The sequence below is a fragment of the Parasutterella sp. St.1A3 genome (genome assembly GCF_059728705.1).
The window spans coordinates 1,481,037-1,494,424 of record NZ_BAAGFK010000001.1; the positions used below are offsets into that span (position 1 = coordinate 1,481,037).

Annotated in this window: 14 protein-coding genes; all 14 read left to right on the forward strand. The window is 53.7% G+C overall.

The genetic code is table 11. The annotated features are described in order from the left end of the window. Nucleotides 1-6 precede the first annotated feature (6 nt). Genes traE through traN form a run of 14 tightly spaced genes read left to right on the forward strand, consistent with a single transcriptional unit; the run spans nucleotide 7 to nucleotide 13,379 of the window. Nucleotides 7-612, forward strand: a complete 606-nt coding sequence (gene traE / locus AC6I1F_RS06945) for a type IV conjugative transfer system protein TraE (RefSeq protein WP_289163444.1) — start codon at nucleotides 7-9, stop codon at nucleotides 610-612. After that, entirely contained in the window at nucleotides 609-1,310 is a 702-nt protein-coding gene (locus tag AC6I1F_RS06950) for a TraK domain-containing protein (RefSeq protein WP_289163446.1), read from the forward strand. The genes traE and AC6I1F_RS06950 overlap by 4 nt, the downstream gene beginning before the upstream one ends. Then, nucleotides 1,307-2,527 (forward strand): TraB/VirB10 family protein, encoded by a 1,221-nt coding sequence (locus AC6I1F_RS06955; protein WP_289163447.1) that lies wholly within the window; start codon nucleotides 1,307-1,309, stop codon nucleotides 2,525-2,527. Before AC6I1F_RS06950 ends, AC6I1F_RS06955 begins: the two co-directional genes overlap by 4 nt. Before the next feature lie 16 nt (nucleotides 2,528-2,543). Further along, nucleotides 2,544-3,230: a DsbC family protein gene (locus AC6I1F_RS06960; RefSeq protein ID WP_289163448.1), complete on the forward strand. Its 687-nt coding sequence runs from the start codon at nucleotides 2,544-2,546 to the stop codon at nucleotides 3,228-3,230. Between the two features lie 5 nt (nucleotides 3,231-3,235). Then, complete coding sequence (locus tag AC6I1F_RS06965; protein WP_289163449.1) at nucleotides 3,236-3,364, forward strand: DsbA family protein; 129 nt, start codon at nucleotides 3,236-3,238, stop codon at nucleotides 3,362-3,364. 5 nt (nucleotides 3,365-3,369) lie between these two features. After that, the gene (locus AC6I1F_RS06970) at nucleotides 3,370-3,894 is read left to right on the forward strand and encodes a TraV family lipoprotein (RefSeq protein WP_289163452.1); all 525 of its coding nucleotides are present in this window, start codon (nucleotides 3,370-3,372) and stop codon (nucleotides 3,892-3,894) included. A 27-nt stretch (nucleotides 3,895-3,921) separates the two neighbouring features. Then, nucleotides 3,922-6,648: a type IV secretion system protein TraC gene (traC, locus tag AC6I1F_RS06975; RefSeq protein WP_289163454.1), complete on the forward strand. Its 2,727-nt coding sequence runs from the start codon at nucleotides 3,922-3,924 to the stop codon at nucleotides 6,646-6,648. An 11-nt stretch (nucleotides 6,649-6,659) separates the two neighbouring features. After that, nucleotides 6,660-7,073 (forward strand): TrbI F-type domain-containing protein, encoded by a 414-nt coding sequence (locus tag AC6I1F_RS06980; protein WP_160334872.1) that lies wholly within the window; start codon nucleotides 6,660-6,662, stop codon nucleotides 7,071-7,073. Then, nucleotides 7,070-7,579, forward strand: coding sequence for a S26 family signal peptidase (locus AC6I1F_RS06985; RefSeq protein WP_289163456.1), 510 nt, complete (start codon nucleotides 7,070-7,072; stop codon nucleotides 7,577-7,579). Before AC6I1F_RS06980 ends, AC6I1F_RS06985 begins: the two co-directional genes overlap by 4 nt. Before the next feature lie 11 nt (nucleotides 7,580-7,590). After that, on the forward strand, nucleotides 7,591-8,310 hold the full coding sequence (locus AC6I1F_RS06990; protein WP_289163458.1) for a conjugal transfer protein TraW: 720 nt from the start codon (nucleotides 7,591-7,593) through the stop codon (nucleotides 8,308-8,310). After that, nucleotides 8,307-9,323: a TraU family protein gene (locus tag AC6I1F_RS06995; protein ID WP_289163460.1), complete on the forward strand. Its 1,017-nt coding sequence runs from the start codon at nucleotides 8,307-8,309 to the stop codon at nucleotides 9,321-9,323. The genes AC6I1F_RS06990 and AC6I1F_RS06995 overlap by 4 nt, the downstream gene beginning before the upstream one ends. A gap of 13 nt (nucleotides 9,324-9,336) precedes the next feature. Beyond that, entirely contained in the window at nucleotides 9,337-9,882 is a 546-nt protein-coding gene (locus AC6I1F_RS07000; protein ID WP_288319758.1) for a TrbC family F-type conjugative pilus assembly protein, read from the forward strand. After that, complete coding sequence (locus AC6I1F_RS07005; RefSeq protein WP_289163462.1) at nucleotides 9,883-11,076, forward strand: hypothetical protein; 1,194 nt, start codon at nucleotides 9,883-9,885, stop codon at nucleotides 11,074-11,076. It abuts the gene before it with no gap. Next, entirely contained in the window at nucleotides 11,073-13,379 is a 2,307-nt protein-coding gene (gene traN, locus AC6I1F_RS07010; protein ID WP_289163464.1) for a conjugal transfer protein TraN, read from the forward strand. The genes AC6I1F_RS07005 and traN overlap by 4 nt, the downstream gene beginning before the upstream one ends. Nucleotides 13,380-13,388: the final 9 nt, after the last annotated feature.

The following is a 13,388-nucleotide window of genomic DNA, read 5'->3' on the forward strand; positions in this document are numbered from 1 at the left end:
TCTCAAATGAATGTCCAGGAATACGTCTCCGAAGTCTCTTCCCGACTGGCGCTGCGCACTTCTGTGGTGTACGCGTTCGCAGCCTCCTTGGTGACTAACGTCGTGCTTGCCGCAGGCATCGCGAGCATTGAGCGTCAGGAAAGAATCATTGTGCTTCCCGCAGAGACCACCAAATCCTTTTGGCTCGACAATAAAACCGTCTCAGCTGATTATCTCGAGCAGATGAGCATCTTTGCACTGCAGTTGGCGCTCAATAATTCTCCCGAAACGTTCGACTACAACGTAAAGAAACTTCTTTCTTACGTTGCGCCGGAGGACAGAGGAGAAACCGAGCTTCAGCTCGTGAGCCAAGGCCGCCGCTTAAAAGCGAGCAACGCCTCGGTGCACTTTATGCCCGAGTCTGTGGAAGTACGTCCCGCACAGCTTCAGGCCGCGGTCACGGGCTCAATTCGTCAATTTATCGGCAACAGTAAAACTTCCAGCATGCGAAAGTGCTGGACGGTTCAGTTCTCGTACCTCGGTTCCCGCCTCTGGATCAATACCATCCGTGAGTCCGACTGCAGAAAACCCTTTGAACCGCTTTCCGAAGATCATGAGGGAGAGCCGTCATGAAGCAAACCGCAGTTTTCTTAATGTTCCTCGGGGCAGCGCTTTGCGCTGAAGCAAAAGAAATGCCTAAAGTTCAGACTCAGGCTAAAACCGACACTTCCGTGTTAGCACCCGCCGCTTTTAAGCAGCCCAACCGTATCTATATCGAAAACGGCAGGATCGCTAAAGCGGTCGCAGATACTCAAAGTATTCAGCTTGACCCGGATAAATCCACCGGATCCCTCTACTTTATTCCGCTCACCAAAGAACAGTCTTCGATTTTTATCATTAGCGAAAGCGGAGAAACACACGCCGTAACGATTTCTCCTAAAGAGCGGCTGATCGCTCAGACGATCGCTCTGAAAGACACTAAGCTGCCAAACCGCCATTCTCAGCTTTCTTCTAATGATCAAAACGCTCTTCCTTATGAAGAGCGCGTCCAAAGAATTCTGAGAGCGATCCCGTCGCTCTCTCAAGAGCATGCGGAAGTCCTTAAAGGCACAATTACGGACGGCTATCTGATTGGAAACCCTGTAGCAGCTTGGCGTCTTCTCGGTTTAAGGCTCGAGCGCTATCACTTAATGAATCAGACGAAAGAAACGCTGCAGATCCGAGAAGCGGATTTTTACCGACGCGGCGTTGTCGCAGTCGCAACCGAAGCCACGTCACTTAAACCCAAGGCTTCAGCGGATCTGTGGATTATTAGAGAGGATGCGCCATGAGCAGCTTCTCAGAAAAAGCAGAAAAGCTCAAGCAGTACAAAACCATTGTGATCGCGATTCTCCTCGCAGGCGCGGTCATCTACGGCGTGACTTCCTGCACTGAGAAAAAGGACGAAAGGGCGCCTAAAGGCAAAACCACGTCCACTCAGATTTCTATAGCACCGAGCCAGAACGAATACGAGCGGCATCAGGCCGTCTATAACGAGCGTCTGATGCGCTTGGAAAAAGAAAGCCGTGACGCTAAAAATCGTGAAGCGCAGCTTGAAAAAGACAAGCGACGCCTAGAAGAGCGTCTTGCCGCCTTAGAGCGCGGATCTAAATCCGGAGCTAAGACGCCGATCACTTACGAATCCAAGGACGGCTGGCCGCCCGCGGATGTGATCGGCAAGATCCCTTCCTCTAATAGTCCCGTCAGGAAAGGCTTTGAAAGCGGCGCAGCAGGTTCTGCCGCGTCCCGGCGCTACATCGCGCAGGGCAACGCTAACCCTTCTGAGAAGGCGCCTCGTTTAACGGTCGTCAGTTTTGATGAAGCGCTTAACAAGAGTGCTGAGGTTTTTGGCAAAGCCGAAAAGGACGCGCGCGGTAAATCCCTCATGTATCTTCCGAGCGGCACATTTGCGCAGGCAAGACTTCTGAACGGCGCGACCGCGCCGACTCGTGGTCAGGGATCCGGCAACCCCGTTCCAATCCTGCTGGAGCTCACCGACTCCGCGGTGATGCCAAACCTCTATAAAGCCGGCATCAAGCGCTGCTTCGTGACTGCTAATGCTACGGGAGAATTGGCAAGTGAACGCGTACTGGTTCGGCTCGATAGACTTTCCTGTATAGACGAGAACGGCGGCGCCGTGGATAAAAAGATCCAGGGATATGTCTCGGGCGAAGACGGCAAGACCGGGCTTAGGGCCCGTTTGGTGACAAAAAGCGGCCAAGCGATCGCCAACGCGCTCTTTACCGGCACGCTCGCGGGTCTTGGCAAAGCCGTGTCACTCGCAAGCGAAAACTCCACCACTTCGATCACCGGCACGATCTCCACCACTGTCACTAACCCCTGGCGGGCGGGTGTCGGAGAAGGCGCCTCACACGCTATGGACCGTATCACCGACTACTACCTCAAACTCGCGAGCGACATGTTCCCGGTCTTAGAGGTGGACTCCGGCCGCAAGGTGGAAATCGTGATTTCCAACGGCCTTTCTATCGAACGCATCGATGATAAATAATTTCATTTGAATAAGTATGATTAAATCAAAATTTTCTATTCTTTTAGTCTCCGCCCTAGGTGCATTCAGCACTTTTGCATTTGCGAACGCTGCTTCCTGCGGCAATACCGCCGCAGTCGTTAAGACCTCCTCTGAGAGCACTAGCACGGCTAAAGTTCAAGCGGCCAAGTACAGCGACCTTTCGAGAGAACTGAAACAAGCGGTAGAAAACTTTCAGGAGCGCTACCCTAAAACTCAGGTCAAGCTCTTTTCTTTAACGCCCGTTAAAGGTATCTTTGAAGCTTCGGTCGGCAAAGAAGTCATCTACTTTGATTCAAGTGCGCGGTTTCTCTTCTCCGGAAGACTTCTGGACATGGATCAGGGCGTTGATGAAAAGCGCGTCAGGGATTTAAGACGCATCGCCTTTAATTCTCTTCCGCTTGATAAAGCGGTTAAGACCGTTTACGGAAACGGCAGTAAAAAACTTGCGGTATTCACGGATGTGGACTGTCCGTATTCCCGCAAATTAGCTCAGACGCTGAAAGATCTTAAAGACACGACGGTGTATACGTTCCTTTTCCCTCTGGAATCGATTCATCCGAAAGCCAGAGCAAAGTCGGATGCCGTCTGGTGCGCAAAAGACTCTTCCACGGAACTCTCCAAAGCGCTTAAAGGGACGATATTAAAGCAGTTGCGAATAATCCCTTATGTTCTTCCGTGGTGAGCGACGTGATTCGTTTAGCCGCTGAACACGGTATCGGCGGCACGCCCACATTGATCAATGAAGCGGGCGACAGAATCTCCGGCGCGCTCCCTTTAGAGAAACTTCAGAGCTTTGTTGACGCGCAGAAGAGCTAATCATCATGAAACTCAAACTCATTCTTTTAATGCTCTCTTCTGCCGCGCTCACAGGCTGCGGCTCGATTACCGGGTTTTCCAACGCGAAGACGGATTTCGGATGCGCGGATCTTTCCGGTGGACCGAGCTGCCGCAATATCTCTCAAGTGTATGCGGAGAATAATCCGGTCGCTCAGTCCGTCCCCGCCGAGCTCACCGCTGCGGTTCAGGATACGGTCGGAGAACGAAAGGACTTTGTCACGATTATTCCCGCAAAGCCCTGGCGCACGCCCGAAACAGTGCTTCGCGTGTGGCTCGCGCCCTTCACCGATAAAGAGGGCGATCTCCACGATCAGCGCTATCTCTATGTCCGTCTTAATAACGGCAGCTGGGATTCTGAAAGCGTGCAGTCGCTTGCCGCTTCTTCACGCGTCTCTAAACCCGTCTACCCGCTTTCCTCAGAGAAGGAACCGAGCAAAGAAGAAATCAAAAAAGAAAAGCTCAAGCAGCTTCCCGCGCTCGGGTTTGGCACCTCTTCTCATCCTCTTTAATTGTCTTCAATTTAATCTAGTGTACGCATGAACAACCCTCTTCGAAACTTAAGCGCACGTCTTTCCAAGGCGTTTTCTGTCAAGCGCTTTGAGAGCAACTACACGAGAGCTGACACCATTGGGCGCTGCCGACACACATCTGTCCTACTCATTGACCGATTCGCGCAGGAGCTCCCTTATGCGCACTTTGACGACTCTGACGGTCTGTGCGCGGTCTGCGCACCGGACGGAAGTTTTGAAGGCATCGGCTACGTCATAGAAATCCATCCGCAGACAGGCGCGAATGACATGATGGCTAAAAGCCTGGAAGAAATGTTCGGCTCTGTTCTGGAAGAAGGCGCAGGCGTTCAGGTCTCGCTCTTTGGCTCTCCCTATATCGAGCCGCTCACAGAATATATCCGTAAGGCGGCCGTTGAACCGAGCGAAGACGACTCTCCGCTAAGATTTGAGCAGAAATCCATCATGCTCAGCATGGCGCACGCGCGAGCGGATTTCTTAAATCAGGGCGCGCACCAAGCGCCCCACAAGGATCTTAAAATCCGAGCGCGCAATATGCGCTGCTGGATGTCGGTCGTGATCCCCACGAAACGCCCCTTGGACGAGTGTGAGCGCGAACGCGCTAAAACCATTCGCGCATCCCACATGTCCGCGCTCTCTCAGTGGCACTTTTCTCCATGGGTATGGAATAAACGCGCGCTCATCAATACGGTCTCACAGATTCTTAATCCTCAGCGCATGCGCTCGGGTGAATGGTCGCCGACGGAACCCGATCCCGCGCGTGAACCCCGCATGCAGTGTGTCTCGCGCGACACCCGCATTGACGTGACCGAGGACGGCGTGCGCTTTCATTCAAAGCATATCGAGGATGAGGTGCTCGGCATCAGCTTTTCTCCGGTCGGATATCCGGAGCACATCACGCTTGCCTCGATGATGCATGCCGCAGGCTGCGTTAAAGGAAGTTCCGCCGCGTTTTCCTCCCCGTTTCTGATCACCACTTATCTCAGCAAAGGCTCTTACGATAAGGGAAAAGCGGCCGCACGCCTTAAAAGCGCACGAGCCGAACAGATGGCCGCAACCGAAATCGCCCGCATGATCCCCTCGCTTCAGGATGAAGCCAGGGATTGGCGAGGTGCGATGGCTGCCTACGAAAGCGGCGAAGGACTGCTGCAGTTAAGCCATGAGGTCTTTGTGTTTGCCAAAGCTAGCGAACGCGCCAACGCCATCGAGAGCGCCAAGTCCGTATTTAAAACGCTCGGCATTGATCTGTGCGTGGACGATTACATGCACCTGCAGGGACTGATCACGTCCCTTCCGCTCTCGGGCGGCCCACTGCTCGCCTTTGACGTCAAACTCGCTCAGCGCTCCTCCACTAAAACCGTCGCTAACGCCGCCAACACTCTGCCCGTGCTCGCAGATTGGAAAGGAACCGGCCCTCGCGCCGGTAAAACCGAACCTACGCCGATCCTCTCGTTCCTATCCCGAAGAGGCCAACTCGTTTTAGTCGACCCCTACGCCAACCCGAACGGCAACTATAACGGTGTCGTGATCGGCAACTCCGGTTCCGGCAAATCCGTTCTGCTTAATAGTCTGGCGATTGGCTCGCTCGCCTGCGGATCCCGCGTCTACATCATCGATATCGGCGGCAGCTACGCGAAGCTATGCAGCGTCCTGAACGGTCAGTTCATCGAACTCTCGCCGCAGGCCAAAGAGGACGGCACCTATGATTGTCTTAATCCTTTCTCGATGATCACCAATATCGACGAGGATATGGATCTGATGCTGCCGCTCCTGGCGCAGATGGCCTCTCCCTCTCAGCCTCTGGACGATTTACGGCTTTCTCATCTGCAGGTGCATTTTAGAAGCGTATACGCGAGATCCCTGGAAGAAGGCCGTACCGCGACGATTACCGATCTTGCCGAATCGCTGCTTCGCAACGGCAGACTCGGCGGAACCAACCCGAGAGTCGGAGATCACGAATGGGCGCGCGTCTATGACAGTCTCAGCGCGGATGAACAAAAGCGCTATGACGATCCGAGATTGGTGGACCTGGGTGTGCAGCTGCTGCCGTACGCCAAAGGGGGACCCTTCGCGTCATTTTTTGAGGGCGAAGCAAACATAAATTTCGACAACAGCTTTATCGTGCTCGAACTTCAGCAGCTCAGTACCCGAAAGTCGCTGCAGTCCGTAGTGCTGCTTCTTCTGATGTACAAAATTGATTTGGAGATGCGCAGAGGCGAGCGCTCTCAGCCCAAACTCGTCATCATCGATGAGGCCTGGGATTTAATGGCGGGCGGACACTCCGGCAAATTTATCGAGACGGGCTATCGACGGGCGCGTAAACAAAACGGAGCATTTTTTACCGCGACGCAGAAACCGGGCGACTACTGGAAAAGCGATACCGCAAAAGCCGCGCTCGATAATGCCGACTGTATATTTATTCTGAGACTGAAGGATTCCGCGCTTGCCGAAGCGGAAAAGGACAACCAGCTCGGTATGGATGAATCCGAATACAAAATCCTCGGCTCGCTCACGTCGCTTGCAGGCGCTTATTCCGAGGTATACGTCCGCATCGGAGACGCCCCGCCCTCCGTTAATCGTCTGATTTTGGATCCGTACACACTGCTGCTGACCAGTTCCCATCCGAACGATATCTCCGACATACAGAAATTCCGATCCAAAGGACTCTCTACGCACGAAGCGATTCACGCGGTTCTTAAGGAAAGAAGTCTGAAAGCCGCCAACCCTAATCCTTGATACTCCAAAGAATGAAACCCGTTCATATTATTTTGTCCTCCGTACTCTGCGCAGCGTTAGCCGCGACCGCCGTTTTAGCCGCACCGACCGCCCTTGAGCACTTCTCCAAATTCAGCTCTAAAGGCAAACTTGCTGTCCTAAACCTCAATGAAGTAGTTGAAGCCAACGAAGCCGCGCTTGCCGCAGGCGGCCTTAGAGACGAAGAACTGATGCTCGAAGCCAAGCGCTTTGCGCTCAATCTGCAGAACGAACTCAAAGCGATGCAGAAGGACTGCGGCTGCACGCTTCTTGTCTCGTCAGCGGTCATCGCGCCGCACACACTGCCCGATTACACGGACGAACTCTTAGCGCGCTTGAATTTATCCCGCGCTCAAAAGCAAAAAGATCTGCGCAGGATTTCTGAGCGCGTCCGAGGTGCGTCATGATTAAAACTCATCCGAGAGTCTTTGCGCGTCGCCTCAGGACGCATATCGCAAAGTGCGGCTGGATATGGCTTTTGAGTTTTCTTTTAATCAGCCTCTTTACGCACTTTTATCATCCCGCCGTAAATCGTACCGAGTCCCTGCCGTTCACACTCTTTTTAATTGAGCGCGGCGAGAAAAACCTCTCGGTCGGAGACTATGCCGCGTTTAACCCCAAACCTGATTCCGTAGGCGGATTCGAGCTGACCTTTGTCAAGGAGATCGCCTGCGGTCCGGGTCAACGGATTGAGGGAATCAATCGCGAAATCTTTTGCGACGGCAAAAAAATCGCGCTTGCCAAAACGCACTCCAAGCGCGGTGAACCTCTGGATGTGATCGCCTCCGGCGTGATTCCGCCCGATCACTACTTTATGCGCGGCACACACCCGGATTCCTATGACAGCCGTTACGCAAAGTTCGGACTGATCGATCGGTGCCGATTCAGCGGCAAAGCACATCCTCTCTTTTAAGAGTCCATTCGATGAAAACCTCACAAATTGCCGCAGGATTCGCTTTTATCGGCTCTATCACACTCTTCACCGCGCTATCGGCCGCAAACGCGGAGTCGGACTCGTCTCTTTGTATGCCAAAACCACAAGCCGCACAACCCTGCGCGAAGCCCCGGGCGAAATTAGAAAGGCTCCCCACGCTTGGGCCGCTCACCGAAGTCATTGAACCCAACATTCTCGAAGCGTTTAAAAAACGGGTACGGACAATGAAGCAGGACGGCTCTTACGATCGCAGACTTGCGGAAAACAAAACTAAAATCCGAAAATCTTTAGAAACGCCGCAGCCTGCGATAGCGCTTTCCGCCGCCAATGCGCTGCGCGTCTGGGATGTGACGCCTTCCATCCCTGAGCGGCTCCCTGAAAAACTGCTTCGAGAGTCCCGGAAAATTGAGCTTCCGAGGATCCCGCGCGCGCTGCTTTTTATCAATGCGAATGACGAACAGAGCCTCAAGGCCGCAGAAAAACTCATCCGCAAACTTCAGGACGTACGTGTCGTTTTAACGTCAGGCTCGATTTCCGAAGCATCAGATCGTTTAAATCGACGCATATTTTTTGATCAGGGCTCTTCCCTTGTCCGATCCTTCGGCATCCGACAGGTGCCCGCGCTTTTGTTTAACGGAGAAACCGGCCCTCAGTGCGCCGAATTCCCGGCCGATGAACCCGAGTTAGTTTTACCGTATCTTCGCTCATGAAACGTCTTCTTTTAATTGTCATGTTCAGTCTGTGCGCCCTCTCAAGCGCTCAGGCCTCCGGCTGCCGAGGCAAAGTAATCAATCCGCTCACCGATGTCTGCTGGAGCTGCATGTTCCCGATCAAACTCGGCGGCATTACGCTCTCATCGGCTGCCAACAAAGATCCTGAAACCGACGCGAACGCGCTCTGCATGTGTGTTTCCGGTGCCAATATCACTGTAGGCCTTAATATGTCGTTTTGGGAGCCCCTCAGAACCGCGGAAGTGGTGCGCACTCCGTACTGCTTCCCTTCGCTCGGCGGCTTGGATCTCAATGTCGGATTAAGAGCGAGCGCCCACGGCCGCACACCGAATAAATCCGCTTCCTCTCAGCGCACCTCCTTCTATCAGGTGCACTGGTACTTCACGCCTTGGTTATTTGTGCTCGAAGCACTGCTGGATTCAAACTGTCTGGAGCAGTCCGCGTGGGACCTAGCCTACATGACGGAACTTGATCCGCTTTGGGACGATCCGGTCACCACTTTCTTTTTAAATCCGGACGCGAGCCTCTTTGCGAATCCTGCGGCCGCTGCCGCATGCGCAGCGGACTGCGCCGCAGCGACCGCGGGCCTGCCGATTTCCGAACTGTACTGGTGCGCGGGCTGCCACGGCGGAATTTTCCCGCTCACGGGCTGGGTCGGCGCACATGTGCATTTTCCTCAGGCCTCTTCTTTACTGGTCGCGCGCTTTACCATGAAACTGCACCGTCAGGGACTTCAATGGGCGGCCTACGGAGAAAAGGGCCAGTGCGGCCCGTATCTTGAACCGATCATGGATAAGCGCGTCTACCGCACTCAAATGATGTATCCCGCACGCACAACCGGTAAACAGAACGGCCGCTGCTGCTACCCGATGGGCGCCTCAAGCGCGCTGTGGTACTCCGGTAAAACATGGGCCTCGGGCGGCGAAGACGCCGCATATCTGATTTTCCGCAAACGCGACTGCTGTCAGGGCAGCGGTGTCACTCCGTCTTAATTCTCGATTTTCTATGCGCACGATTTTATTTACGCTCCTGCTCTCAGCCGCTTCTGCTGCCTTTGCTTCAAACCTCACGATTGATGACGTGCTGCAGTCCGCCGCGCAGTTTGCTCAAAACCCCGCACCGGCCAAAGAGACTCAAGTATCTGCCTATATGCTCGTCTCCCTGTCAATGCCCAAAGCCTCGTTGGAAAGACTCGCGCGCGACTGCCGCGACGCAGGTGTACCGATGGCCTTTGCGGGCGTGCCCTCTGACGACGAGAACCCCAAGGCGCCGCTTCTGAATCCTAATTCTCTGAAAGCGTTTGCGCCGCTCATCGAGGCGGGCGCTCCGATCGAACTTCATCCGGAATTATTTACCGAATTCGGCATTAAAGAGGTTCCGGTACTGCTGATAAAAGAAGAAACTGATTCAGCCTGCGGAACCGCTCCGCGCGCAGTTGCCGTACCGGGCGATGTCACGCTCGGCTATGCGCTGGATCAGCTCTCCGATCGACAGGATGTCTTCGGAGAAAAAGCTCGAGCGCTGCGCGCCAAACTCGGAGACAGAAACTAAATGCGACTTCTGCCTCTCATCATCGCTTTCTTCTCGCTCAGCGCGGCGGTTTTATCGGTCTGCCTCGCCGCGGATAAGGATTCCGCTATGCAGGCCGCAAAGGAAGAAGCCGCCAAACTGAACCTCAAGGACTATATATCAGAGGGCGCCGCATCCCAAGTCGTTCCGGAATTCGGTTCCGACGTCTCAGATCTCACAGCGCTGTTCGAAAAAGGACAAGGCTCACTTCTCAACCCCGGCTCACAAAAAGCCGATGGATGTCTCTCTAAGACGAGTATGGACTGTCGAGCGGTCCAGGTGATTTACGACACGCACGCAAGACCCGGATGGCCGGAGTCCGATTTTGAGGGCATGCTCGCTGATCGGGATCAGCTGCTGAACAAACTGCCGGAGCTGCCCTCCAACGGCCAAATGGTCTGCGAGACCATCACGACAACGCAGCCCCCGCAGACCGATTTTGCGGTCTGCGAAGAAAGCGTCAACGCCTCCACTGAAGCCTGCTTTAAGGGCTGGGCAGAAAAACTCGATGTATCCACATTATTTGAGTGCGTCAGCCGCACTGCTCAGAAACTTCAGGTCTCCTGTCTTGCCGATTACGTATCCTCCACTCAGCAGTACAACTGCCGACATGCGCCGCTCCAAACCTGCAGCGCGGGAGAAGTCGTCAATATCGACAGCCGCTATACCTATCAGTGCGAATCTAAGAATTTCCTGCAGAAGACCTATCGCTGCAACGAAGTGCTTCGCATCGACGGATTTGAAGGCTGTGAGCCGGGTTCCATGCACATCGCGCAGTCCGAAACCTCCTCATACCTGAGTCAGGACGACTGCTCGGGCGGAGACATGATCGCGCTCAAATATCAGTGCTCCACTGCTAAAACACCGCTGCTTCAGATCGAAACCAATGTAAAAAATTCCCCGAACTTCGCTTTCAGCGTTGAAGCCGAGGACTTCGTTATCGAGCGCGAGTTCTCCAACTGCAAGGGGCGCTGGAGCGGTAAAACCCGATGCTCGGGAACCAACTGCAGCACTGAGATCAAAATGGAAATATTTATCCACCCGGGCAAATGGGATTACTCCGGCTCTATTTCGCAAAACTTCTTTTTCCAAAAGGCATCCGCTGAGCAACTCGTCGAACAGTGGCAAAAAACCTGCATCGTTGACGATGGTTCCGAAATCAAGGCCGCCCCATGAGCAAAATACTCCTGTCTTTAATTATCCTTACCTTCAGCCATAGCGCCTTTGCGGTCTGCGAGGAGGGAAAGCGCATCTGCGTCGACGGTCCCGGCTCTAAATTTATCAACGGGGTCGAGGTTTTTCGTGAGTGCTGGAACTACCAAACCGAAATGCGCTGCTCGGAGAACGAAACCATTGACTACTGCAAGGGACTGTCCACGCTAAAGCAATGCGCCAAGGAGTCGAGTGTGTGCACTTCCTTCGGATTAAACGGCGAGTGCCTCGGGACGCTTTCCACATACCGCTGCTCGGCTCCCGCCGACAATATCGAAGGCGCAATCCTCATCGACTACTCCCACACCGTCAACAGCGGAAGCGATACTTCCTCCTGCGCTAATTTTTTAGATAACCCTCAGTGTTTTATCGCTAAAGAAGAATGCGTGGAAGGTCCCGGCACAAGGTTCATTAACGGCGTCGCGGTCTACAAAGAATGCTGGAAAAAAGAATACTCGTACGCCTGCGCTGCTCAAGGCGTCTCCAATAGCTGCGCGCAGCTTCAGGCCGCAGGCTGTAAGCCCATGGGCGACTCGATCTGCGTAAAAGAAGGGGCCAACGGATGTACGCAGTTTCAGCAGACTTATCAGTGCGCGGACACGCCGCCCATCGCCGGAGACGATATCACGAGTGTCGGAGGGACTCAGAATCCGGGATTTGACATGCTGTCCTGCACGCACGCGACTGCGAGCATGACATGCTCCGCTCCTAAAAGTCTCTGTCTAAAGGAAGGTTCGGACGGCGCCTGTCTTCAGCTTCAGTACACCTATGACTGCGTTAAAAACGTTTCCGACAATCGCTGCGAAGTTTTAGAAAAACTCCCCGAGTGCGAAGTTCGCTCCTCCGTGTGCGAAGAGAGGAACGGTCTGAGCTGTATCGCATACAAAAAAGAAATCTTCTGCAAGGGCGATAAGGAAATCGATGCTCCCGGAGCCGACATCATCGATTCCAACATCTCAATCGGCAGCATTTCTCAGTCCGATACCTGTAAACCGCTCGAAGAGAATCCAAATTGCGCGATCCTTAGAACCGAATGCACTGAACCCAGCGGCGAGAAAATCGTCAACGGCGTTCCAATCTACAAGGATTGCTGGAAATATGAACACACTTACGTCTGCGGCGCGCTCTCAGGCACTCAGAGCGACTGCGACAAACTCGAAATGAATTCCTCCTGCGTGAAGGTTTCTTCCGACTGTATCGCCGTTGATGACAGCGGCAAGTGCCTCACCACCGCGCATACCTATCGCTGCGAAGAAAAGGAAGGCAGTGTCACCACCGAAACAGTCTGCCGACCCGCGGAATGTCTCGACGGTTTGTGCGACGGAGCAAACGATCCTGCGGACACAGACTTTTCCAAGGTACTTTCGTACCTGGAAATCGTGCGTCAGGCATCCGTCTACGGTGATATCGAAAACGGCCTCTTCTTTAACGGTCAGAAGGATAAGTGCACTAAAAAAGTCCTCGGCTTCTCCTGCTGCGATACCAAAGTAAAAGCGGGAACCTCCAATTCAAACGCGTTCGGCAAGGCCATGAGTTTTGCCGGAGAAACCACGGTTGAAACGATCAAATACATCGGCAGTCCCTATGTCTACGATGTGCTGTCTGCAAGCTCTGCGACCGAAGGCATGCTTAATTTTCTATACGGCAATGCGGCGAGCGGTGTTTACAACCCGTCGCTGTCCTTCTACGGTTTTGGCATGACGCTGCAGGGAGGCACGATGTATTTCACATTTGACCCCTATTCATTCGCCATTTCGGTGGCATTCCAAATCGCGATGGATTACCTGCAGTGCGAACAGTCCGAGCAGACCCTAATGCTGAAAAAAGGCCAAAACCTGTGTCATTACGTCGGCACCTACTGTTCCAAGGGCGAGAAGTTCGGCTGTATTGAACGCAGCGAAAGTTACTGCTGCTACAACTCGCCGCTCGCAAGAATCCTGCAGGAGCAAGGAAGGATCCAGCTCGGAAAAACATGGGGCTCGGCCAAAGACCCGGTTTGTACCGGATTCACGATGGAGGAACTCGAGTCATTGGATTTCGACAAAATGGATCTCTCCGAATTTGAGGCGCTGATCGTCACTAAGAACGGTCTTGATGACGCTGCGGCAAAGGATCGCGGAGAAACGCATCTCGATAACCTCATCAGTAAAGACCTCGGCGCATATGTTTCTCCCTCTGTCGGGACGTCCGCCGTGGTAGATCCGAATTTCACCGGTAAGCCGCAGCTGCCCGCTAAGAAGCGAAATCTCAAACAGCCTAAACCCTAACCCTATTTT